This is a genomic window from Roseateles sp. GW821-FHT09B06, from assembly GCF_059418245.1.
Genome location: NZ_JBWKPM010000003.1, coordinates 166,100 through 188,487 on the forward strand (window position 1 = coordinate 166,100; position 22,388 = coordinate 188,487).

18 protein-coding genes are annotated in these 22,388 nt (G+C 72.0%); 2 read left to right on the forward strand and 16 right to left on the reverse strand.

Going from position 1 to position 22,388, the window contains the following annotated elements; genetic code table 11:
* Window positions 1–23: 23 nt before the first annotated feature.
* A complete protein-coding gene (locus AC07OQ_RS04120; RefSeq protein ID WP_495051819.1) occupies window positions 24–2,642 on the forward strand; it encodes a PAS domain S-box protein in 2,619 nt (872 codons plus the stop codon).
* On the opposite strand, the gene senA is transcribed toward AC07OQ_RS04120, so the two are convergent.
* On the reverse strand, window positions 2,590–3,813 hold the full coding sequence (senA, locus tag AC07OQ_RS04125) for a selenoneine synthase SenA (protein ID WP_495051820.1): 1,224 nt from the start codon (window positions 3,811–3,813) through the stop codon (window positions 2,590–2,592). The genes AC07OQ_RS04120 and senA overlap by 53 nt on opposite strands.
* Window positions 3,814–3,820: 7 nt before the next feature.
* On the opposite strand from senA, the gene senB reads away from it, so the two are divergent.
* Window positions 3,821–4,804 (forward strand): selenoneine biosynthesis selenosugar synthase SenB, encoded by a 984-nt coding sequence (senB, locus tag AC07OQ_RS04130; RefSeq protein WP_495051821.1) that lies wholly within the window; start codon window positions 3,821–3,823, stop codon window positions 4,802–4,804.
* Here senB and cobT read toward each other — a convergent pair.
* The 15 genes from cobT to cobU all read right to left on the reverse strand — a co-directional run bounded on the left by cobT (window position 4,788) and on the right by cobU (window position 22,388).
* Entirely contained in the window at window positions 4,788–5,837 is a 1,050-nt protein-coding gene (gene cobT, locus AC07OQ_RS04135; protein ID WP_495051822.1) for a nicotinate-nucleotide--dimethylbenzimidazole phosphoribosyltransferase, read from the reverse strand. The two genes, senB and cobT, sit on opposite strands and share 17 nt — an antisense overlap.
* 8 nt (window positions 5,838–5,845) lie before the next feature.
* Window positions 5,846–7,372 carry a cobyric acid synthase gene (locus AC07OQ_RS04140; RefSeq protein WP_495051823.1) on the reverse strand — a complete coding sequence of 509 codons (1,527 nt, stop codon included), beginning with the start codon at window positions 7,370–7,372 and terminating at the stop codon, window positions 5,846–5,848.
* Window positions 7,369–8,346, reverse strand: a complete 978-nt coding sequence (locus AC07OQ_RS04145) for an aminotransferase class I/II-fold pyridoxal phosphate-dependent enzyme (RefSeq protein ID WP_495051824.1) — start codon at window positions 8,344–8,346, stop codon at window positions 7,369–7,371. Before AC07OQ_RS04145 ends, AC07OQ_RS04140 begins: the two co-directional genes overlap by 4 nt.
* Window positions 8,346–9,293 (reverse strand): adenosylcobinamide-phosphate synthase CbiB, encoded by a 948-nt coding sequence (gene cbiB / locus AC07OQ_RS04150; protein WP_495051825.1) that lies wholly within the window; start codon window positions 9,291–9,293, stop codon window positions 8,346–8,348. Before cbiB ends, AC07OQ_RS04145 begins: the two co-directional genes overlap by 1 nt.
* Before the next feature lie 118 nt (window positions 9,294–9,411).
* Window positions 9,412–9,981, reverse strand: coding sequence for a cob(I)yrinic acid a,c-diamide adenosyltransferase (cobO, locus tag AC07OQ_RS04155; RefSeq protein ID WP_495051826.1), 570 nt, complete (start codon window positions 9,979–9,981; stop codon window positions 9,412–9,414).
* Window positions 9,982–10,111: 130 nt separating this feature from the next.
* On the reverse strand, window positions 10,112–10,762 hold the full coding sequence (gene bluB, locus AC07OQ_RS04160; protein ID WP_495051827.1) for a 5,6-dimethylbenzimidazole synthase: 651 nt from the start codon (window positions 10,760–10,762) through the stop codon (window positions 10,112–10,114).
* A gap of 8 nt (window positions 10,763–10,770) precedes the next feature.
* Window positions 10,771–12,834 (reverse strand): TonB-dependent receptor, encoded by a 2,064-nt coding sequence (locus AC07OQ_RS04165; protein WP_495051828.1) that lies wholly within the window; start codon window positions 12,832–12,834, stop codon window positions 10,771–10,773.
* Entirely contained in the window at window positions 12,831–16,886 is a 4,056-nt protein-coding gene (cobN, locus tag AC07OQ_RS04170; RefSeq protein ID WP_495051829.1) for a cobaltochelatase subunit CobN, read from the reverse strand. Before cobN ends, AC07OQ_RS04165 begins: the two co-directional genes overlap by 4 nt.
* 14 nt (window positions 16,887–16,900) lie before the next feature.
* Window positions 16,901–17,221: a DUF2149 domain-containing protein gene (locus tag AC07OQ_RS04175; RefSeq protein WP_495051830.1), complete on the reverse strand. Its 321-nt coding sequence runs from the start codon at window positions 17,219–17,221 to the stop codon at window positions 16,901–16,903.
* A complete protein-coding gene (locus tag AC07OQ_RS04180) occupies window positions 17,218–17,682 on the reverse strand; it encodes a hypothetical protein (protein ID WP_495051831.1) in 465 nt (154 codons plus the stop codon). The genes AC07OQ_RS04175 and AC07OQ_RS04180 overlap by 4 nt, the downstream gene beginning before the upstream one ends.
* The gene (locus AC07OQ_RS04185; RefSeq protein WP_495051832.1) at window positions 17,679–18,998 is read right to left on the reverse strand and encodes a cobyrinic acid a,c-diamide synthase CobB; all 1,320 of its coding nucleotides are present in this window, start codon (window positions 18,996–18,998) and stop codon (window positions 17,679–17,681) included. The genes AC07OQ_RS04180 and AC07OQ_RS04185 overlap by 4 nt, the downstream gene beginning before the upstream one ends.
* Window positions 18,995–19,765, reverse strand: a complete 771-nt coding sequence (locus AC07OQ_RS04190) for an ABC transporter ATP-binding protein (protein ID WP_495051833.1) — start codon at window positions 19,763–19,765, stop codon at window positions 18,995–18,997. The genes AC07OQ_RS04185 and AC07OQ_RS04190 overlap by 4 nt, the downstream gene beginning before the upstream one ends.
* Complete coding sequence (locus AC07OQ_RS04195; RefSeq protein ID WP_495051834.1) at window positions 19,762–20,760, reverse strand: FecCD family ABC transporter permease; 999 nt, start codon at window positions 20,758–20,760, stop codon at window positions 19,762–19,764. The genes AC07OQ_RS04190 and AC07OQ_RS04195 overlap by 4 nt, the downstream gene beginning before the upstream one ends.
* A gap of 129 nt (window positions 20,761–20,889) precedes the next feature.
* Window positions 20,890–21,810, reverse strand: coding sequence for an ABC transporter substrate-binding protein (locus AC07OQ_RS04200; protein WP_495051835.1), 921 nt, complete (start codon window positions 21,808–21,810; stop codon window positions 20,890–20,892).
* Window positions 21,807–22,388, reverse strand: a complete 582-nt coding sequence (gene cobU / locus AC07OQ_RS04205) for a bifunctional adenosylcobinamide kinase/adenosylcobinamide-phosphate guanylyltransferase (RefSeq protein WP_495051836.1) — start codon at window positions 22,386–22,388, stop codon at window positions 21,807–21,809. The genes AC07OQ_RS04200 and cobU overlap by 4 nt, the downstream gene beginning before the upstream one ends.

Consider the following 22,388-nt stretch of genomic DNA (forward strand, 5'->3'; position numbering starts at 1 on the left):
GGATGGGCCGCCGCCGACATGCGATGACTCCACTACTTCAACAACACGCCGATCTGCTGAGGGACCTGGGCACCAATCTGGGCCTGATGAGCCTGCTGGTGCTGGCCTATGCGCTGCTGGCGCCCGGGCGTTCGCAGGTGCGGGCCTGGGGCTGGCGCCATGCGGCGCTGGGCCTGGTTTTCGGGCTGGCGGCGCTGCTGGTGCAGCTGGCGCCGATCACCCTGGACAACGGCCTGCGGACCGATGCGCGCGGCGTGATGCTGGGCCTGGCCGGGGCCTATCTGCCGCTGCCCGGGGCGCTGCTGGCCCTGCTGGTGGCCGGTGCCTACCGGCTGCAGGCGGGCGGCGTCGTGGCGGTCATGGGGCTGGTCAGCATGGCGGGCGCCGTGCTGCTGGGCTGGCTGTGGGCGCGCGGCTGGGCACGCTGGCGTCCGCAGGGGCCGGTGTCGGGCGGCCGTTGGCAGCGCCCGCTGTGGCTGGCGAGCCTGGGCCTGGCGGTCGCGTGGATGGGGCTGGGCATGGCCCTTCTGCTGCTCGGCGATCGCGGCCCGCACCTGGTGGAGCAGACGGCGCTGCCCCTGTCCCTGGCCTTCTCCGCGGGGGCGCTGGGTCTGGGAACCCTGCTGGACCTGGTGCGCGACCATGGCCGTGACGTCGAGGCCCTGCAGCGTGCGCTGCACGAGCGCGAGGCCAGCCAGGCCCAGCTGGAGCTGGCCCTGGAGGCCAGCGGCGCGGCGCAATGGGAATGGCTGATCGGCGAGCGCCGCATGGTGCTGTCCGAGCGCTTCTTCCGCCAGCTGGACTACGCGCCGGGCGCCTTCCCGGCCACCGTCGAGCAATGGCGCTCGATGCTGCATCCGGACGACGCCGAGCGGGCGGTCGAGGCGGCGATGGCGGCCGCGCGCAGCGCCAGCGGGAACTATGTCAACGAATACCGCATGCGCGACGCTCAGGGGCATTGGCGCTGGCTGTTGTCGCGCGGCCGGGTGGTGCGGCGCGGGCCGCGCGGCGAGCCGCGGGTGATGGTGGGCAGCCATCTGGACATCGACACCTTGCGGCGCCAGCAGCTGGCGCTGCTGGAATCGCACGAGCGCTTCCAGCAGATCTACCAGACCACGCCCGACGCGATGGGCATCAACCGGCTCGGCGACGGCGTCTATCTCGATGTCAACGAGGCCTTTGTGCGCCTGACCGGCTATGCGCGCGAGGAGGCGCTGGGCCGCACCAGCAAGGACCTGGGCATCTGGGCCCGGCCGGAGCAGCTGCGGGCGCTGGTCGAGGCCTTCCGGCGCGACGGCCGGGTCGACTCGATGGAGATGGAGGTGCGGCGCAAGGAGGGCCGGCTGCTCCACGGCCTGATGTCGGTGCGGCCGCTGCCGGGCCAGGGGCAGGACTGCGTGCTCTTCATCTACCGCGACATCAGCGAGCGTCAGCGCCTGCGCGGCGAGGCCGAGGCCGCCGCGGCGGCCAGCCTGGCCAAGACCGAATTCCTCTCGCGCATGAGCCACGAGCTGCGCACGCCCCTGAATGCGGTGCTGGGCTTTGCCCAGCTGCTGCTGGCCGCGCCCGAACCGGTGCTGCGCGAGCGCCAGCGCGGCCAGGTGGAGGCCATCGCCCAGGCCGGCTGGCATCTGCTGGAGCTGATCAACGATGTGCTGGACATCTCGCGCATCGAGGCCGGTCAGCTGCCGCTGCAATCGCAGCCGGTGGCGCTGGCACCGCTGCTGGACGAGGCGCTGGAACTGCTCGACCCGCAGCTGCAGGCCATGGCGCTGGTGCCCGAGCTGCGGCTGGAGGCGGATCTGCCCCTGCTGGCGGCCGACCCGGTGCGGCTGCGCCAGGCCCTGGTCAACCTGCTGAGCAATGCGATCAAGTACAACCGCCCCGGCGGAAGGCTGAGCGTCAGGGCGGGGCCGGAGGACGGCCACGGGGCTCGCCGGCTGCGGCTCGAGATCAGCGACGGCGGCCTGGGCATGAGCGAGCAGCAGCTGGCCCATCTGTTCGAGCCCTTCAATCGGCTGGGCCGCGAGCGCGAGGCGATCGAGGGCACCGGCATCGGCCTGGTGCTGACCCGCTACCTGCTGGAACTGATGGGGGCCGAGCTGCATATGGCGAGCCGGGCCGGCGAGGGCACGACCGCCACCCTGCTGCTGCCCCTGGCCGAGGGGGTGCAGGTGCAGCCGCCGTTGACGGCGCCGCCCGCCGCGGAACCGGTCCTGCCGGCCGGACTATGCCTGCTCTATGTGGAGGACAACGCGGTCAACCGGCTGCTGGTGCAGGAGATGCTGTCCGGCTGGGCGGGCCTCGCCCTGCACCTGGCCGAGGACGGGGCCGAGGGCCTGCGCCAGGCGGCCGCGCTGCGGCCCGACCTGATCCTGCTGGACATGCGCCTGCCCGACATGGACGGCAACGAGGTGCTGCGCCGGCTGCACGCCGACCCGGCCTGCGCGATGCTGCGGGTGGTGGCCCTGTCGGCCAGCGCGATGCCCGACGAGGTGGCGCAGACCCTGGCCGCCGGGGCCGAGGAGTACTGGACCAAGCCGCTGCAGCTGCAGCGCTTCCGTGCCGACCTGGCGCGGGTGCTGGAATCTAGGGCGCCACGGTGCGAAAGCCCGCAAACACATCGGCACGCTGGGGCATGAAGAAGTTGCGGTAGCGGGGATGGTGCAGCCGCTCGTGGCTGACGAAGGCGCCGCCACGCAGCTCCCGGTGGCTGCCGAACCAGGGCTGCGAGTAGTCGCGGTAGGGGCCGGGCACGAAGCCCTCGTAGGGCAGGAAGGCCGTGGCCGTCCATTCCCAGACGCTGCGGCCCCAGCCAAAGTCCGCGCTGCCGGCCCGGCTGCAGGCGGCATGTTCCCATTGCGCCGCGCTCGGCAGGCGCCGCCCGGCCCAGACGCAGTAGGCCTCGGCCTCGTAGGCGTTCAGGTGCAGCATCGGCAGGGCCGGGTCCAGCGCCTGCCAGCGGTCGAAGACGCGGGTCTGCCAGTCGCCGCTGCCACCGGCCGGGGCGCGGCGCCAGCGCAGCGGCTGCGCGCGCCCGCAGCCCGCGCGCCATGTGCCGGCCGCGCCGGGCCAGCAGCGCGCCTGGTCGTAGCCGCCGGCTTCGACGAAGCGCAGGTACTGCCCGGCCGTCACGACCTGGCTGTCGATCTCGTAGGGCGGCAGCACCTGCCGGACGCCCGGCAGCTCGTTGTCGAAGGCGAAGCCCGGGCGGTCGGCCGGCCGGCCGAGCCGGACCTCGCCGCCCTCGATATGCAGCGGCGTCGCGACGGGCCGCGGCGTCAGCGCCGGCCCGACCGGCGCCGCATAGCCCAGGGCCGCGCGCAGCCATGTCAGGGCCTCGCCATGCATGTCCTCGTGGAACAGGCTCAGGCGATGGAAGTACAGCCCCGCGTCATCGGCCGCGCGCAGGCTCAGGTCCTGCAGGCAGGCGTCCAGCTGCGCCTCCAGCCGCTCCAGCAGCTCGGCGCGCGCGGGCAGGGGGATCTGCCAGCGCTGGCCATGGGCCAGGCGCGCCGAGTCGAACAGCGCATCGGGTCCGGCGAGACGGGCGGGGCGGGCCGCATGGATCAGGCCGGCGGCGTCGGCCCGGTGCGGACCGCGCAGTATCCAGAACTCGCCGAACCAGGCCAGATGGGCCAGCTCCCAGGCGATCGGGTTGATGCCCGGCTGCTCGGGCACGCGCCATTGCGCCTCGTCGAGCTCGGCGACCAGGGCCAGGCTGCGGCGACGGCTGTCGCGCAAGGCCTCGGCCAGGTCGGTGCCGGCCAGCCGGCGGGCCGCGTCGAAGCGGCTGTCTGGGCATGCGAACATATCGGGCATGAGTGGGGACCCCGTCATCATCGTGTCGCCGGCGCTGGCCTCAAGCAATAACGGCAACTGGCGCACCGCCGCGCGCTGGCAGAAACTGCTGCGGCCGGCCCTGCGGCAGCCGGTGCTGATCCGGCCCTGCTGGAGCGGCGAGGCCGCGAGTGCCCTGATCGCGCTGCATGCGCGCCGCTCGGCCGCGGCCATCGCCGGTTTCAGGGCGGCCCATCCCGACCGCCCGCTGGCCCTGGTGCTGACGGGCACGGACATCTATGGCGCCGGGCCGGAGGATGCGCTGGTGCTGCATTCGCTCAAGTGTGCCAGCCATATCGTGGTTCTGCAGCCGGAAGCCCTGGGCGGGCTGGCGGACGCCGAGCGGGCCAAGGCCCGGGTGATCCTGCAGTCGGCCGCCAGCCTGCGGCACCGCGACCGCGCGAGGCCCGGCATCGAGCTGGTGGCGGTGGGCCATCTGCGCGACGAGAAGGACCCGCTGACCCTGATGCGCGCGGCAGGGCTACTGGGCGGCGATCAGGGCGGGCCGCGCATCGTCCATATCGGCGCCGCGCTCGATCCCGCGCTGGGCGCCGAGGCCGAACGCACGATGCAGGCCTGCCCGAACTATCGCTGGCTGGGCGGCCTGCCGCAGCCCGCGGCGCGGCGCTGGATCGCGCGGGCGCATGCCCTGGTGCACATGAGCCGGCTGGAGGGCGGGGCCAATGTCGTCATCGAGGCCCTGCGTTCCGGCACCCCGGTGCTGGCCAGCCGCATCGAGGGCAATAGCGGCCTGCTGGGCGCGGACTACGAGGGCTATTTCCCGCCCGGCGACGCGCCGGCGCTGGCGCAGCTGGTGCGGCGTTTTGCGGGGCAGGATCCGGAACTGGCGCAACGCCTGCGCGATCAATGCGCGCGGCGCGAGCCCCTGTTCACGCCCCGGGCCGAGGCTGCGGCGCTGCGGGCCCTGCTGGCCGACATGCTGGCGCTCAAGCCTGCCGGCTGACCCCGGCGGCCTCGAAGCTGGCCATCTCCGCCAGGATGCGGCAGGCCGACTCCAGCAGCGGCCAGGCCAGCGCGGCGCCCGAGCCCTCGCCCAGGCGCAGGCCCAGGTCCAGCAAGGGCTCCGCTTGCAAGGCTTCCAGCATCAGGCGATGCCCGCTCTCGTTCGAGGCATGGGCGAACACGCAGCGCTCCAGCACGGCCGGCTGCAGCCTGGCCGCCACCAGCACGGCCGCGCCGCAGATGAAGCCGTCGACGACGATGACGCGTCGTTCCAGCGCCGCCTGCAGCACCGCGCCCACCATCATCGCGATCTCGAAGCCGCCGAAGGCCGCCAGCGCGGCCAGCGGCGTGGCGGCATCCGGGTGGCGCCGCAGCACCTGGCGCAGGATCTCGGTCTTGCGCCCGAGCTGAGTATCGTCAAGACCCGTCCCCCGGCCTGTGCAGTCGGCGATCGGCAGGCCCTGCAGCCGCGCCAGCAGCAGGGCCGCGGCCGAGCTGTTGGCTATGCCCATCTCGCCCAGCAGCAGGACGTTGCCGGGCCTCTTCTGCAGCAGGTTCTTGCCGGCGGCGATGGCGGCCGCGCATTGGTCCATGCGCATCGCCGGGCCCTGGCCGGCGTCGGCCGTGCCGGCGGCGATCTTGGCGATCACCAGGCCCTCGCGCGGCGCGAACTCGTGCGCCACGCCGGCGTCGACCACGGTCAGCGCCAGCCCATGCTGGCGCGCCAGCACGCTGACGGCCGCGCCGCCGGCCAGGAAGTTCTCGACCATCTGCCAGGTCACGTCGCTCGGGTAGGCCGAGACGCCGCGCGCGGCCAGGCCATGGTCGCCGGCGAACACCATCAGCTGCGGCTCGAGCAGCCGCGGCGTCTCGCTGCCAAGGATCAGGCCGAGGCGCAGCATCAGCGCCTCCAGCCGGCCCAGGGCGCCCAGCGGCTTGGTCTTGGCGTCGATGCGGCGCCGCAGCGCCTGGGCCAGCAAGGGGTCTTGCAGCGAGGGGATGGCGGGGATCAGTTCTTGCACAAGGGCTTGCATCTGGGGGCTCATGGGGCGATCAGGCCCGGCAGGCTGCCGGGCTGGAAATGGGTGTCGATGTAGTCGGCCAGGCCGTCGAACACGCTGTCCAGGGTCGGCAGGTTCAGGCCGAACAGCGCTTGCATCACGGCCGGCTGCTCGAACAGGCCATGGGCATAGCAGCCCAGCACCGAGCCCTGCTGCCAGCCGATGGCCTCGCCGGTGTCGCTGCGGACGGCCACGCGGGCCGGCGCCAGCGACGGGTGCTGGGCGGTACGGCCATGGTGGATCTCGTAGCCCCGGGCCTGGACGCCGGCCAGCGCCTGCCAGCAGCCGTCGAGGCCGGTCTCGAAGCGCAGCTCGGCCGGGCGCAGCAGCTTCTCGCGCTCGAACTGCGTCACCAGCGGCAGCAGGCCCAGGCCCGGCGCGTTGCCGTCCAGGCCATAGGGGTCCAGCAGGGCCTCGCCCAGCATCTGCAGGCCGCCGCAGATGCCCAGCACCGGTTTGCCTGCCGCCGCGTGGCGGGCGACCGCCGCATCGAGCTGCTGCGCGCGCAGCCAGGCCAGATCGGCGGCCACGGCCTTCGAGCCGGGCAGGATGATCCAGTCGGCGCCGTCCAGCTCGGCCGGCGTGCGGGCCCAGACGAGGCGCACGCCGGGCAGGCTTCTCAGGGGCTGGAACTCGTCCAGATTCGACAGGCGCGGATAGGCGACGACGGCGATCCTCAGCCCGCTGCCGTTGCGCAAGCCGTTCGCCGGGCCGCTCCCAAGAACGGCTTGGCCCCCTCGGGGGGCCGCCTGCGTACCCGCAGGCGAGGGGTCGTCATAAAGGCCGTCCTCCTCCGGCAGGCCATGGCCGCGCCACATCGGCAGCACTGCGACGGTCGGCACGCCGGTCAGCGCCTGCAACTGCTCGGGCCCCGGCGCCAGCAGCGCGGCATCGCCGCGGAAGCGGTTCAGCACAAAGCCCTTGATCAGCGCGCGCTCATGCGCGGGCAGCAACTGGTGGGTGCCGTAGAGGTGGGCGAAGGCGCCGCCGCGGTCGATGTCGGTGACCAGCAGGCAGGCGGCCCGCGCCTCCAGCGCGGTGCGCATATTGACGTAGTCGCTGGCATGCAGATTGATCTCGGCCGGCGAGCCGGCACCCTCGATCACGACGACATCGTTCTCGGCCAGCAACTCGTGCAGGGCCGCTCGTGCGGTGGGCCAGATCAGCTCGCTGCGGCCGCGCCAGGGCATCGCGCCGAGCTCGGCGCTGACCTCGCCCATCAGCACGACCTGGCTGCGGGTATCGGCCTCGGGCTTCAGGAGCACCGGATTCATCCGCACCTCGGGCATGCGGCGCGCGGCCAGGGCCTGGAAATACTGGGCGCTGCCGATCTCGCCCATCCTTCCCTCCAGGCCGGGGACCACGCGCGCGTTATTGCTCATGTTCTGCGCCTTGTAGGGCGCGACCTTGAGTCCCTGGCGGGCGTACCAGCGGCACAGCGCGGTGGCCAGCCAGCTCTTGCCGGCGCCACTGGTCGTGCCCAAAACCATCACAGCCTTGGCCGTCATTGCATGATCACCTTCTTCAATGCCAGCTGCGATTGTGGCGGCAGGGTGGCGATGCGCACCCAGCCGGGCAGGCCGAAGGAGGCGGCGTCGCGCAGCTTGATGCCATGGGTGCGCAGCTCGGCCAGGGGCGCCGGCGGACGCGCCAGCCAGAACGGCGTGCTGCTGTCGCGCTGCTGCCAGCCCAGGGTCGCCAGCATCTCGCGCTGCCGCGCGGTCCACAGCCGCAGCCGGGCGCGCGAGTCCGCCAGCCAGGCCTGGATCTCGGGCCGGTGCAGCTGCATCAGCAAGACCTGGCCCTCGGCCGACAGCACCCAGCTGGCGGCCAGCTGCCGCAGGCGCTCGTTCAGCGGGTCTTCGTCCGGCGCGACCAGATAGGCCGCGCGCACGCCGGTATGGCCCAGGGCCTTGTTGGGGCAATGCAGCTGCCAGCAGTTCGGCGGGATGTCCGGCGCCGAGCCGACCAGGCGCAGCGGCTCGTAGGCGCGGTCCAGCACGGTCAGCGCGGCACGCGCGGCGATGGCCGCGATCTCGCCGCCGGCGAGGCTGGCACCGGTCGGATTGCAGGGCTCGCAGATCCAGACCAGCGCATCGCGGGTCTCGGCTTGCAACAGCCGGGCGGCATCCGCATAGGGGCGCACGGACAGCCCCAGCGCCCGGGCCGCCGCCGCATAGTCGCCGAAGCCGGGCGCCGGTACCCAGACCTCGCGCAGGCCCTGCAGCAGCGCCGCCAGGCTCAGCCGCCGGATCGCCTCGGCGCCGCCGGCGGTCGGCAGGATCCGGCCGGCCGCGACGCCATGGGCGCCGGCCAGATGCTCGCGCAGCGCCAGGTACTGCGGGTCCGGATAACGGCGCCGGTCGGCCTGCCGCAGCGCCTCGGTCAGCGAGGCCGGCGGCGGCAGCGGATTCGCGTTGGTCGAGAAATCGTGCAGCGGGGCCGGGCCGCTGTCGCTGCCGCCATGGATGTTGTCGGTCATCAGGGCAGTCTCAGGCTCGGCGCGATGAAGGCCAGCAGCAGGGTCGATCCCAGCATCGCGCGCCGGGCCAGGCGGGCCGCCCGGTGCAGATCGGTGCCTTGCGGCGCGGCGCCGGCCTCGTTGAGGCTGTAGACGCCCGGCTTGCCCAGGCGCAGATCCAGGCGCAGCGCCATCGCCGCCATCGGCCAGCCGCTGTTGGGCGAGGGCGTGCGCGCTGCCTCGGTGGCCAGGCGCAGCATCAGCGCAGGGCGCAGGCCCATCAGGGCCATCGCGGTGAGGCGTGCCGGGATCCAGGACAGGACATCGTCGGCCCGGGCCGCCCATTTGCCCGACCATTCATTGGAATACGGGCGCTGATCGCGATAGCCCCACATCGCGTCGGCGGTGTTGGCGAAACGGTAGACCGCGGCGCCCGGCAGGCCGGCGATCGCGAACCAGAACAGCGGCGCGACGACCGAGTCGTTGAGATTCTCGGCCAGGGTTTCGATCGCGGCCTCGCGCACCGCGGTCGCGTCCAAGCCGCCGGTGTCGCGGCTGACCAGGCGCGCCAGCTGCGCACGCCCGGCCTCCAGCGATTCGCCGAGCGCGCGCTCCACCGCCAGCACCTCATCGACCAGCATGGCCCAGGCCAGCAGCGGCTTCAGCAGCAGGCCCAGCAGCAGCGCGCAGCCCAGCAGGGCGGACCAGGAGGTCCAGGGTTGCAGGCCCTGGATCAGCGCGATTTCCAACCCCAGCGCCAGCGCCGCGATCAGCGCCGCACCCAGCAGCCAGGCCATGGCGCCGCCGACGAAGGCCGGAGCCGGGGCCAGCGCGGCCAGGCGGGCGCCGAAGCCTTTCAGATAGCGGCCGATGCCGACGACCGGATGGGCCCAGCTCGGCGGCTCGCCGAACCGGCGGTCCACCCAGAGCGCGACCAGCATGGCCAGGGGCAGCAGCAAGGGCATCATGTGGCCGTGTTTCGCGGATGAACGAGTCTTGACCAAGCGGAGCCCACGGATCCGGCTCCACCGGTCCGTCGGGCGCGCCCCCTTGAGGGGGCGCGCGCAGCGCGCAGGGGGTGGGCCATCAATCTTCGATGCCTCGCTGGGCCGGCACGCCGGCCTTGAAGTGATGCTTGACCATCGCCATCTCGGTCACGGTGTCGGCCAGGTCGATCAGCTCCTGAGGCGCGCCGCGGCCGGTCAGCACCACATGCACATGCGCAGGCCGCTCGCGCAGGGCTTGCAGCACCGGCTCCAGCGCGACCCAGCCATAGCGCAGCGGATACATGATCTCGTCGAGCACGACCAGAAAGGTCTCGCCGGCGCGGATCGTCGCTTCGGCCTGGGCCCAGCCATGGCGGGCCAGTTCGGCCGAATGCTCCAGGTCCTTGCTCTTCCACGAGAAGCCGTCGCCCAGGCCAACGATGGGAACACCCAGCTGCTCGAACACGCGGTGCTCGCCGAAGCGGGCGCTGGGCACCTTCATGAACTGGTAGATCTTGACCGTCTTGCCGCGGCCATGGGCGCGCAGCGCCAGGCCAAAGGCGGCCGTGCTCTTACCCTTGCCGTTGCCGGTGTGCACGAGGACCAGGCCACGGCGTTCGGCGGTCGGGATGATGCGTTCGCGGTCGACCGGGGGCTTCTCGATTTCCATACAGATTCCTTGTTGGCGCTAACGGGCGCCGTTGAGCCAGGCATATCCAGCGGATGCCGCGGATCCGGCTTCGCCGGTCCGTCGGCATCGCCCCCTCGAGGGGGCGCGCGCAGCGCGTAGGGGGTGGGCATCATTCGTTCCAGAAGTTTTCCATCAGCAGCTCGTTCAGCGGCCGGCCGTAGCGCCAGCCCTCCTGCTCCAGCATCGGCCTCTCGTAGAAACGCTCGACCGGCCCCAGGCACAGCAGGCCCAGCGGCTGCGCGCCCTCGGGCAGGCGCAAGAGCGCGGCCAGCTGGCGCGGCTCGAACATCGAGACCCAGCCCAGCCCCAGGTTCTCGGCGCGCGCGGCCAGCCAGAGGTTCTGCACCGCGCCGCCGACCGAGCACAGCGCCATCTCGCGCGGCATGCTGCGCCGGCCGAAGAGGGTGCCATCGTCGGGCGGCTGCACGACGGCCAGCAGCTCGGCGCATTCGCGCAGGCCCTCGACCTTCAGGCGCAGGAATTCGTCACTGCGCTCGCCCAGCGCCGCGGCCGTGGCCTGGCGCTCGGCCTCCACCACGGTAACGATCTGCGCGCGCAGCGCTAGGTCGCGGATGCGCAGCACCCGCCAGGGCTGCATCAGCCCGACCGAGGGCGCCTGGTGCATGGCCTGCAGCAGGCGCTGCAGCTGGTCCTCGGGCAGGACCTGGCCCGGCATGAAATGCCGGGTGTCGCGGCGCAGCGCGATCACGCGGTAGACCGCGTCGCGCTCGATGTCGTCGAAGCGATGCTGGGCGTCCATGGCTGTCCTCAGAAGCTGCTGCGCAGCGAGACCCTCAGGGTACGCGGTTCCATCGGATGCACCAGTCGGCCGTCCAGACCTTCGCCGGTCGGGCCGCAGCCAGGGCCTTCGACCCTGGTGCAGGCGCCGCCCCAGTATTCGATGTCGTTGGCGCGGCGGTCGAACAGGTTCAGGACATCGAGGCTCAGCTGCGTCCTGGGGCCGAGGCGGTAGCCCAGCTTCAGATTGGCTGTCCAGTTGGTAGCCGACTTCTCGGTGCCGGTTTCCTCCAGCGCGTAGGAGCCCAGATAACGCAGCTTCAGCCCGCCGAACCAGGGGCCGGCCGGGGTCACCGAGGCCGACAGCGAGGCGTTCAGCGGGATCGCATTGGGCACATGGCGGCCGCCATTCTCGGCACGCACGAAGCGCGCGCGCGACCAGGCCAGGTCGGCATCGATCAAGAGCCAGTGGGTCGGTGCGAAGTCGTTCGACCATTCCAGGCCGATACGCCTGGAGGCGCCGCGCGCCTCGGTCACGCCCTCGTCGCCGACGAAGACCAGCTCCGAATCGAGCCTGGCCTGCCACAGCACCAGGCTGCTGTTCCAGCCCTTGGCGGGCCGGATGCGCAGGCCCAGCTCATGGCTCTGGGTGCGGGCCAGCAGCGGCAGCAGGTCCTGCGCACTGCCGTCGTTCGGGTTGGTCGCGCTGGTGGCGCCGCGCACATCGTTGGAGCGGAAGCCGCGGCCCCATTGGGCATAGAGCTCGGCGTCGGCCGCCACGCGCGCCACCAGACCCAGCTTCGGGCTCCAGCGGTTTTGCTTGGCACGGCCGCCGTTGGCGAGATTGAATTCGCCGGCCAGGGCGCTGTTGCGGGTCGAAAGCCGGTCCCAGCGCAGGCCGGCGCTGCCGCGCAGCCAGGAGTTCAGCTGGCTGCGCGCCTCGGCGAACAGGCCCACGGCGTTCTGCGCCACCTTGTCGGCGCGCACGGTGTGGGTGCGCTGGCGCTCCACCGTGTCGTAAAGCCCGAGCTCGGAGATCCGGTCCTGCCGCCACTGCAGGCCCCAGCTGGCCTCGGTGCCGGCCAGGGGAAAGGTGAAGCCGTGGCGCAGCTGGCCGCCATAGATGCGGCGGTGGTCGGCCTGCTCATGCTGGTCGCCCTCGGGCCCGCTGATGAAGCCCGAGGGGCCGGAGAACAGGCTCAGCGCATAGTCGATCACATAGGCGCTGGCGCGCCAGTCCTGATCCTGCCCCTCGCTGCGCGCCCATTCGACCGAGAGGCTGTGGCGGTGTGTCACGCCGCCGTCGTTCTTCAGCAGGCTGCCGTAGCGTCCGATCTCGCCGCTCTCGATGGCGCGCTCGGGCACATGCTCGCTGGCGCGCCAGCGCGCGCTATAGCTCAGGGCGCTGATCGCGATGCCATTGTCGGCATCGCCCTTCGAGAGGCGCACGATGCCGTTGCCGCGCCGCAGGCCCTCGGGCTGATCCCAGGGACCGTCGTAGCGGCTGCCTTCCAGCGCGCCCAGCAGCTGCCAGCCGCTGTCGCCCAGCTGCGTGCTGCCGGCGGCCAGGCCGCGGCGGTAGGCGTCCGGGCCGATGGTGGCCTCGACGAAGGGCGCGTCGAGCCGGCGCTGGTAGGCGATGCGGGCCGAGCCGGTGGTCACGAAGTCGCCATCCTCGGCCGCGTAGCTGCCCTTGCGGTACTGCAGGCTGGACACCAGCTCCGGGATCAGGAAGTTCAGGTCCATATAGCCCTGGCCATGGGCATGGCTGGCCATATTGACCGGCATGCCCATCACGCTGGTCGCGAAGTCGCTGCCGTGATCCAGATTGAAGCCGCGCAGGAAGTACTGGTTGGCCTTGCCGTCGCCGCTGTGCTGGGTCACGATCATGCCGGGCATCGCTTCCAGCAGCTCGGCCGGGCGCAAGAGCGGGCGCTGCGCCAGGCGCTCGGCCTTGATTTCGCCCTCGGAGGCGCTGTCGGCGGCGCCTAAAGCGGCGCGGCCGTGGACCTGGACGCTGTCGAGTTGCTGGGCGGCCTGCTGGGCATGGACCGCTGGCGCCAGGATGGCCAGGGCGATTGCTGTTTTTTTCATGCTGCTGGGTGAGGGGAGGAGGTCGATCGGCGTGCCTGCCAGGCCGCCCCCAGGCTCATCAACAAGGCCATCGCGACCCAGGCCAGGGCCTGCGATAGCTGGTTCTGGAGCTGGGGCTCGGGCGGGGGCGGGTCTTGCTGCTGCTGTTGTTCGAGCAGCAGGCCGTGCTGGCTGGGCGGCGCCGGTGCCACCGCGGCCGGTGCGATCCGGGGGACGGGCTGCGCGACGGGGCGGTGCAACTGGTCGGCCGCCCATTGCCGCACCGCGGCCAGCTCCTGATGCAGCCCGGCCTCGCGGCTCAGGGCCTGGTAGGTGGCGGCCAGCTGTTCGCGCGTCGCGGCATCGGGCTTCCAGTAGCCCAGGCGCTGGGCCTGGACCATGCGCTCCAGCGCCTGCGCATAGGCCTGCTTGTTCTGCTTCAGCCACTCGGGCAGGCTTAAGCGCTGCTTGTCGCGCACCAGGGTGTCGTAAAGGCTCTGCCAATGGTCGGGCCGCACGGTGTCGGGCGCGATCGCCTGCCAGCCCCAGGTGTATTGCACGGCCTTCAAGACCTGCAGGGTGCCGGCCCACCCCTCGCCCTGCTGGGCCTTCAGCCAGCCGGGGTGCAGATAGCGCGACTGCATCTCCATCGCCAGGCTGCTGGCCGCGCTCTCGGTGTGCAGCTCGTTGGCGTCCTGCAGCTGGCTGACATGCAGGCGTAAACCCTCTTTCCGACCGGCCGCCTTAGCCGCGGCGGACAGGCCGCCGAGGTACTGAAAAGGGTCGTCCGAACTCAGCATGGCGTACAGATGCGAGCTGCGCGACATCAGGGCCGCGTCGGTCTGCTTCAGATGCGCGCCCAGGGCTTGGGCAAACACGGCCTGCGCGGCCGGCCGGCTCAGGCGCAGCGGCTCGCCGTTGACGAATGGCTGGCTCATGCGCTGCAGGAACAGCTGGCCCAGCCGGGAGTCGTCGGCCTTCAGCCCATTGTCCTGGGCGGCCTCCGAGATGCCGGTGCCGTAGTCGCCGGTGGTGTTGCCGAACACGCGCGCTTGCGCCAGGGCCTGCGCCTCGGTCTTGCTCAGGCCCTGGCGGCGCAGTTCGGCGGCCACGCTGGCCGTGTTGCGCGCGACCACATTGCCGGGCTCGGCCGCGGCCGCCGCGGCGACGGCCTGGTCCAGCAGACTCATCAGCGCCGGGAACTGGTCGCGATAGGAGCCGGTGATGCTCAGCAGCACGTCGACTCTGGGTCTCCCCTTCAGCTCCGCGAGCGGCAGCAGCCTGACGCCGGTGGGCCGACCGCTGTCGTCCCAGATCGGTTGCACGCCTAAAGCGGCCAGCGCCTGCGATTCCATCAGGCCCTGGTGCCGCAGGGTCTCGCCGGCCCACAGCGACAGCGCCAGACGCTGCGGCGGCCTGCCGGCCTTGAGCTGCGCCTCGTACCACTGCGCGAACAGCGCCTTGGCTACCTCGTAGGCCTGCTTGGTCGGCAGACGGCTGGGGTCCAGGCCGGTCAGGTTGCGGCCGGTCGGCAGGCTGTCGGGATTGCGCAGCGGGTCGCCGCCATAGGCCGCGCTCAGGAATCGACCTTGCAGCGCGGCCAGCAGGCCCGGCATCTCGCCCTCGGTGGCCAGGCGCCGCTCCAGCTCCTGCGCGCGCTCGGCCAGCTGCAGCAGCGCGGCGCTGTCGATCGGCTTGCGCGCGGCGCGGTTCGGCACATGGCCTTCGGGCTCGCAAGAAAGCGCAGGGCCGCCCCAAGCTTTTTGCACCCCCTCGGGGGGCGGGGGCTGCGAAGCAGTCACCTGGGGGCACGGTGAGGGCCTCAGGTCCAGGGTGCTGGCGGCCTGCGCATCCTGCAGCGCGACATTCAGCCAGCGCGCCGGCCGCGAGCTCGCGACGCCCTCGTGGTTGATCAGGAAGGCCTCGTCGATGTCCTCGCCCAGCGCCTCGATCAGCGGCTGGCGCAGCATCTGCAGGATCGTCGTGTGCCGGGCGTTCTCGTCCGGAACCTGGCCGAATACCGCCAGGCCCTTGGGCTGGGAGCTTTGCGCCAGCCGGTCGAGCCAGGGATGCAGCAGCTCCAGAAAGCCGCTGAAATCGGCGGCTATTGCGGAGGCCGTCCAGCCCAGGTCGCGGTGCAGCTGATGCTCGACGAATTGCGCCACCATCCGGCGTTCCAGCGCCTGGCGGGTCGGGCCGGCATCCACCGTCTCCCATTCGTGCATCAGCTCGTGCATATGGGCCATGCGGGCGTTGAAGCCGGCCGGCGCGAAGCTGGGCGTGCGGTGGCTGACCATCAGCGCGCGGCCGCGGCGCTTGGCGGTCAGGCCCTCGCCGAGGTTGTCGACGATATAGGGGTAGATCACCGGTACATCGCCCAGCGGCAGCAGGGCCTCGTCGTTGACATCCAGCGCGCGCAGCTTGCCGGGCGCCCACTCCTGCGTGCCATGGGTGCCGAAATGGATCAGCGCATCGGCCTGGCGCTGCGCCCACAGATAGGTCGCCAGATAGTGGTGCGAGATCGGCGTCTTGCTCTTGTGCATGAAGGGATCCTGGCCCCGTCTCAGCGTCTCCTCGCGCGGCGGCTGCGGCAGCACGCTCAAGGCCCCGCGCTGCAGGCGCGGGATCACGAAGACCTGGCGGCCCTCGTGAGTCACGAGATAGCGGCTGTTGGCCGGCTCGCCCCATTGCGCGTTGATGCGCTGCTGCAGCGCCGGCGGCAGGTTTTTCCTGAACCAGGCCTGGTAATCGTCCAGCGGCAGCGCGGCGGCCTGGTCGCGGGCCAGCAGGGCCTGCAGATCGGCGCCGGGGTCGTTCTTTTGGTAGTAGGCGGCGATCAGCGGCTTCAGCCGCGCGATCCACTCGGGCTCAAGCAGCGGCTGCACGCCGTAGCCGGCCTCACGCAGGCCGTTGGAGACGCGCTCCAGGCTGCGCGGCACGTTCAGGAAGCTGGCGCCGAAATGGTCGCCGCCCGGCGGGTAGTTGTAGACGAAGGCCACCAGGCGCTTGTCGGCGGCGGGCTTGGTCTGCAGCGCGATCAGGCGCCGGGCCTTGGCGATCACGGCCTCGGCCTGGCGGGCGATCAGCTGCGGCTCCCTTCCCTTGTTCGCATGGGCCACGACCATCAGCGGGTCGATTGCGCCGGCGCCCTCGGGCTGGGCGAAGTAGAAGGGCAGGTCGCTCATCAAGAGGCCGGTCTCGCTGGCCTCCCAGTCGGCCGTGCCGCCGGCACGATAGGGCAGGGTCTGCAGCAGCGGCGCGCCCCAGCGATCGAACAGCGGCTGCAGGCCGCCGGCCTGGGGCAGCAGCGCATGGTTGACGATCACCGACGCATGCAGCTTGCCGCCCGGCATTTTTTCCATCAGCGGCGCCAGCGAATCGCCGGCAAGGTGCGAGCTGAACACCGCGTAGGCCAAGAGGCCCTGCTTGTCGAAACGGTGCAGCCAGTCGTCGATCCAGGCGGTGGCGCCCTGCACGAAGTGGTAGCGGTGCAGCAGCAGGGCCACGGCGGGTCGCCGGTCGCCTTTTGCCTCGGCCCAGCGTGCCAGGTCTGTGGCGCTCGCGAACAGGCCCGGCGCGCCCGGCAGATAGAGGCCGCGCTGCGGCAGCAGCACCGGCGCCGGCAGATCGGGCGCCGGCTGTTGCGCTAGCTGGGCCTGCAGCAGCGCGAAGGCCGCGCGCGTGTTGGCCGCGCCGCCGGCCTGCAGATAGGCGCGCAGCGAGCGGTCGCCGGCCGCGGGCTCGCCGGCCGTGATCCATAGCACGCCGATCTGCGGCTGCAACTTCTTCAAGGGCTCGTGCAGCATGGCCCGCAGCTTGGTTTCGACACTGGCGTGCGGCGCGTCGATCCAGACCATCTGGGCCTGGCCCAGCGCCTGCTCCAGTTCGCGCGTCTGCGCGGCATCCAGCGCCGTGCCGCGCAGCGGATAGTCCAGGGCCTTGAACGCGAAACCGGCGGCCGCCGCCTCGCGCTCGACCAGGCCGCTGCGCGCCGCGGGAGTCACGTCCAGCGTGATCCACAGCAGCCGGCCGGCCCAGGCGGGAGCCAGCAGCAGGCTCAGGAGCAGGGCCACGCAGGCGCTTCTCATCACGGCTTGCCGCCCTCGGGCACGTAGATGATGTTGCCGTCCTTCAGCTTGTAGGCCACGCCGGCGCGCACGCCCTGACCCTCGCTGCTGCCGCCGTTGCCCTTGTAGCGGATCTCGCGCCCGTTCTCGCGCACGACGATCTCCATGTCCGGCTCGCCGGGCTTCCTGATGATGGTGACGTTCTCATCTGCGGCCGCTTGCTGCTGCAGCGCCACCGCGGTCAGCAGCGCAACCACCAGCACCAGGAACACGTCGACCAGGTTGACGGCCGACAGCATCGGATCGTCGTCCTCTTCGCCGAGGATGGAGAGGTGCTTCATGCCAGGCCCCGCGAAGCGCGGATGCCGACCAGCTCGGCCATCAGCCAGCGGCGGCGCACCGAATAGGCCACCAGGCCGATGGCCGCGGCCGCCAGCGCCAGCACCACGCCGGCAAAGGCGCCGCTGAACACGGCCAGCGCCTGCTGGCCCTGGCCGGCGGCCACGCTCTGCAGCGCCGGGCCCAGCGGCACCATGGTCGCGATCAGGCCCAGGAGCGGGCTGACCCGGCCCAGCAGGCGCAGCGGCTCCAGCTGGCGCACGACCTGCAGCTCCACTTCCTCCATCGGCTTGTCGGCATGGCGCCACAGGGCCCGGTAGCCGGGCGAGCGCCAGCGCTGCGCCGCCTCCATCAAGGTGGCACCGGCCACCCACAGGGCGTAGATGAAGCCGCAGGCCACGAGCACGAGCACGGGCCACAGCAGGGCCTGGGCGATCTGGGCAAAACCTTGTTCGAGCATCATGGTGTGGAGGAGGACAGGAAGAACGCAGCGACGGCCTGCGGGTTGGAGGGGAAGTAATGGTGGAGGTAGCTGGCGCGCAGCGAGCCTTGCTGGTACAGCGCCTCCGCCGCCTTGCCCCCATTGGGATTGCTGGCCCGGGCGATCGGTTCCAGCGGCGTGTCGAAGCTGGAGTAGTGAAAAGTGTGGCCGCGCAAGCTGCCCCGATCTCCAAGTTCGGGCCAGTCGATGGCCTGCAGGCCCAGCCCGGCCAGGCGCTTTTGCAGCCGCGCGCGCCCGGGCAACAGGCCGGCCATCGCATGCTCCTTGTCCTCGCCATCGCTCAGGCTCTCGGCCAAGGCCAGCATGCCGCCGCATTCGGCCAGCAGCGGTTTGCCGGCTTCGAGATGGGCGGCCAGGTCGGCGAAGAAGCGCGGATTGGCGCGCAGCGCCGGCGCATGCAGCTCCGGGTAGCCGCCTGGCAGCCACAGCGCGTCGCAGTCGGGCATGGCCTGACCCTCGATCGGCGCGAAGCTCAGAACCTCGGCGCCCAGCGCGCGCAGGCAGTCCAGATTGGCGGGGTAGATGAAGGAAAACGCCGCGTCCCGGGCCACCGCGATGCGTTTGCCCTGCAGCAGCGGCGGCGGGGCCGGCTCGGGCTCGAAGTCGAAGCGCACCGGCTGGAACTCGAAGCCCGCGGACGCTTCTCCCCAGGCCGCCGCCCAGCCGTCCAGCTGAGCGTCCAGCTCCGGCAACTCTAGGGCCTGGACCAGGCCCAGATGCCGCTCGGGCAGGGCCAGGTCTTGCCGGCGCTGCAGGGCCGCGACCAGGGGCAGATCGCCGGGCAGACCCTCGGCCACCATGCGGCCATGGGCGGCACTGCCGACGCGGTTGGCCACCACGCCGCACAGGCGGACCTCGTCGCGGCGGAAGGCCTGCAGCCCAAGCGCCAGGGCGGCAAAGGTCTGGGCCATGCCGCCGGCGTCGATCACGGCCAGCACCGGCAGGCCGAAGGCCGCGGCCAGATCGGCGCTGCTGGGCTTGCCGTCGAACAGGCCCATCACACCCTCGACCAGGATCAGGTCGGCCTCTTTGGCCGCCGCGGCCAGCAGGCTTTGGCAATGCGCGAGGCCGCCCATGAACAGGTCCAGCTGGTAGACCGGGTGGCCGCTGGCGCGCTCCAGCACCATCGGGTCCAGATAGTCGGGGCCGGTCTTGAAGACGCGCACCCTCTTGCCTGCATTGCGCGCATGGCGCGCGATCGCGGCGGTGACGCTGGTCTTGCCCGATCCGGAGGCCGGGGCGCTGATCATCAAGGCGGGGCAGTTGGTGGTGTTCATGCGTTCAATGCGACCCATCGCTCATTCAGCTGGGTGATCAGCAAACGGTGTTGGAAAACCTGCTGCAGGGCTGCATGCGTGGCGGCCTCGTGCGGCGCACCCTGGTGCACGATGCGGCCGGCGTCCATCACGACCAGCAGATCGGCCTGCAGCGCGATGTTCAGCTCGTGCAGCACCGAGATGACCGTGCCGTCCTCGGCGGCGATGCGTTCGCGCACGATGCGCACCCAGTCGCTCTGGTGCGGCGGGTCCAGATGGGCCAGCGGCTCGTCCATCAGCAGCAGCTTTGATCCCACCGCCAACGCGCGCGCCAGCAGCACGCGCTGGCGCTCGCCGCCGGATAGCTGGCCCAGCGGACGCGCGCGCCAGTCCCAGCTCTGGGTCTGGCGCATCGCGCGCTCCACCGCCTCGCGGTCGGCCTGGCTGGCCGGCGCCAGCCAGGCCTGGTGCGGCAGCCGGCCCAGCATCACGACGTCCAGCGCGCTCAGCTCGTCGGCGCTGGCCTCGTTCTGGCCCAGCCAGGCCAGCCGGCGGGCGCGCTCGCGCGCCGGCCATTGGGCCCAGGGGCGGCCGTCCAGCAGCAGCTCGCCCTCGAAGGGCAGCAGGCCCGAGAGCGCGCGCAGCATCGTGGACTTGCCGGCGCCATTGGGGCCGACCACGGCGGTCCAGGCGCGCGGCGGCGGCGCGAGTTCCAGCCGATGCAGGATGGGCGTGCCGCCGAGGCTCAGCCCGCTCAGGCGCAGTTCCAGCAAGGGCGCTGCGCTCATCGTGCGCCCCCGCGCGCGCCGCGGCGATGCATCAGCCACAGCAGATAGCTGCCGCCCAGCAGCGCGGTGATGATGCCCACCGGCAGCTCCTGCGGCGCGATCACCCAGCGCGCGCCGATGTCGGCCGCCAGCAGCAGCATGCCGCCGGCGAGAGGCGCCAGCAGCAGCAGGCCGCGGTGCGTGATCGCGCCCCAGCTGCGCACCAGATGCGGCGCCACCAGGCCGACGAAGGCCACCAGCCCGCATTGGGCGACCGCCGCGCCGGTGGCGAGCGCCAGCGCGCCGATCAGGAGCAGGCGCACCAGCGGCAGGCGCACGCCCAGCGAGCGCGCGGTGGCCTCGCCCAGGCTCAGCGCGTCCAGGGTGCGGCTGCAACCCAGGGCCACCAGCAGGCACAGCACGAGGGCCGCGGCCATGATCTGCACCGCGCTCCAGCCCACATAGCCGGTGCTGCCCAGCATGAAGGCCTGCATCGCGCGCATGATGTCCGGGTTCATCAGGGTCAAGAGGGCCGAGCCCGAGCCCAGCACGACGCCGACCACCACGCCGGCCAGCAGCAGGCGCAGGGTCTGCTCGACGCCGCGCGCCAGCAGCAGGGTCAGCAGCACCGCGCCGACCGCGCCGGCGAAGGCCGCGCCGGTCATGCCCACGCGCAAGGCCAGCGCGGTGGCCGCCGGCGAGAAACCCACCATGAAGAGCAGCACGGCCACGCCCAGCGAGGCGCCGGCCGAGCAGCCCAGCAGATAGGGGTCGGCCAGCGGGTTGCGGAACAGGCCCTGGGCCACCGCGCCGGCCAAGGCCAGGAGCGCACCGGCAGCCCAGGCGCCCAGCGAGCGCGGCGCGCGGATGTCCCACAGGATCATGGACATCGCGGGGTCGCTCGCCGCGCCCAGCCAGGGGCTCCAGCCGGTGCTGCCGATAGCCAGGCCCAGGGCCAGCAGGGCGGCGCTGCCGGCGAGCAGCAGGACCAGCCAGAGTTTGTGCCGGGAACTCATGCGCCCGCCCACCGATGGAAGAAGTGGCAGCCCAAGTCGAGCGGAGCCCTAGGCTCCGGCTTTGCCGGGCCTAGGGGCTTGCCCCTCGAGGGGCGCGCGCGGCGCGTAGCGGTGGTCAACATCATTTTTTCAGCGCATTCCGCCGGCGGGCGCGTTGAAGGGCGTGGTCGGCCAGGGCACCGGGCCGGCGGCGGCCTGGCGCAGGCAGCGCGCCATCAGTGCGGCGGCCTCGGCCATCCGGGGCCCGGGACGGACCAGCACGTCGGATTCGCCCGGCACCCAGACGCAGATCTTCCTGTCCTTCACCGCGCGGATGCCGGCCCAGCCTGGGCGCTCTCGCAGGCCATGGGCGCTGCGCTGGCCCACCATGATCAGCTGCGGATCGGCGCGCACGACGAACTCGGGGTTCAGCTTGGGGAACGGGCCCAGCTCGGCCGGCACGATGTTCCTCGCGCCCAGGCGCGCCAGGATCTCGCCGATGAAGCTGCTGCGGCCGGCGGCATAGGGCGCGGCGTCGACCTCGTAGTAGACGCTGAGCTCGCGTGCGGCGGGCGGCAGCTGCTGGGCGCTCAGCGAAATCGCGCCGTCGATGCGGTTCCAGAGGCGGCGCGCGTCGTCGGGCCTGCCCAGCACCTGGGCCACCTTGCCGAGCACGCGCTGCACATCGGCCATGCTCCTGGGCTCCAGCGCGACCACCTTGATGCCCAGCGCTTCCAGCCGGTCGATCACTCGGGCCGAGACGCCCAGCAGCACCACGTCGGGCTTCAGCGCCACCAGGGCCTCGATGCCGGTGTCGTCCAGCCCGCCCAGCTTGGGCAGGGCGCGCACGCTGGCCGGGAAGTCGGAGAAGCGGTCGACGCCGACCAGCTTGGCGCAGTCGCCCAGCTCGCAGACGGTCTCGGTCAGCGATGGCAGCAGGCTGACGATGCGCCGGGGTGCATCGGGCAGCGTGATGCTGGCGCCGCGGTCGTCCTTCAGCGCAATGGGCGTGGCTTGGGCGGCCGCAGCCAGCAGGCCCGCCAGCACGGCAAGAGCTCGGATGAGGTTCATGGTTCTTCTCGGTTCTCCACCGCGCGGGTCCAGGCCTGTCCGGCCACCATCAGGGTCAGGTCTTGACAGCGCCGTGCCACGGCCTGGTTCAGCCGGCCCAGCTCGTCGACATAGAAGCGCGCCTCGCGCGACATCGGGCTGACGCCCCAGCCGACCTCGTTGGAGACGAAGACGACCGGTGAGGGCAGGGCCGGCAGCGCATCCAGCAGGGCCTGGCGCTCGGCCTGCCAGCCGGCCAGGTCGGGCGTACCTTCCATCGGCCCTTCCATTGGCATTAACCAGTTGGTCAGCCACAGGGTCAGGCAGTCCACCAGCAGCAGGCGCCGCGGCTCGGCCGCCGCGCGCAGCGCGGCCGTCAGGGCCAGCGGCGCCTCGACGGTGGCGAAGCCCGCCGGCCGATCCTCCCGATGCCGCGCGATGCGCGCGCGCATCTCCGCGTCGAAGGCCAGGGCCGTGGCGACGACCGCCACCTCATGCGCCGGATCGGCGCGCTGCCAGGCCAGCGCCAGGCGCTCGGCCTGGCGCGACTTGCCGCTGCGCTGGCCGCCGACGATCAGGTGGTGCTGGCCGGCCGCCAT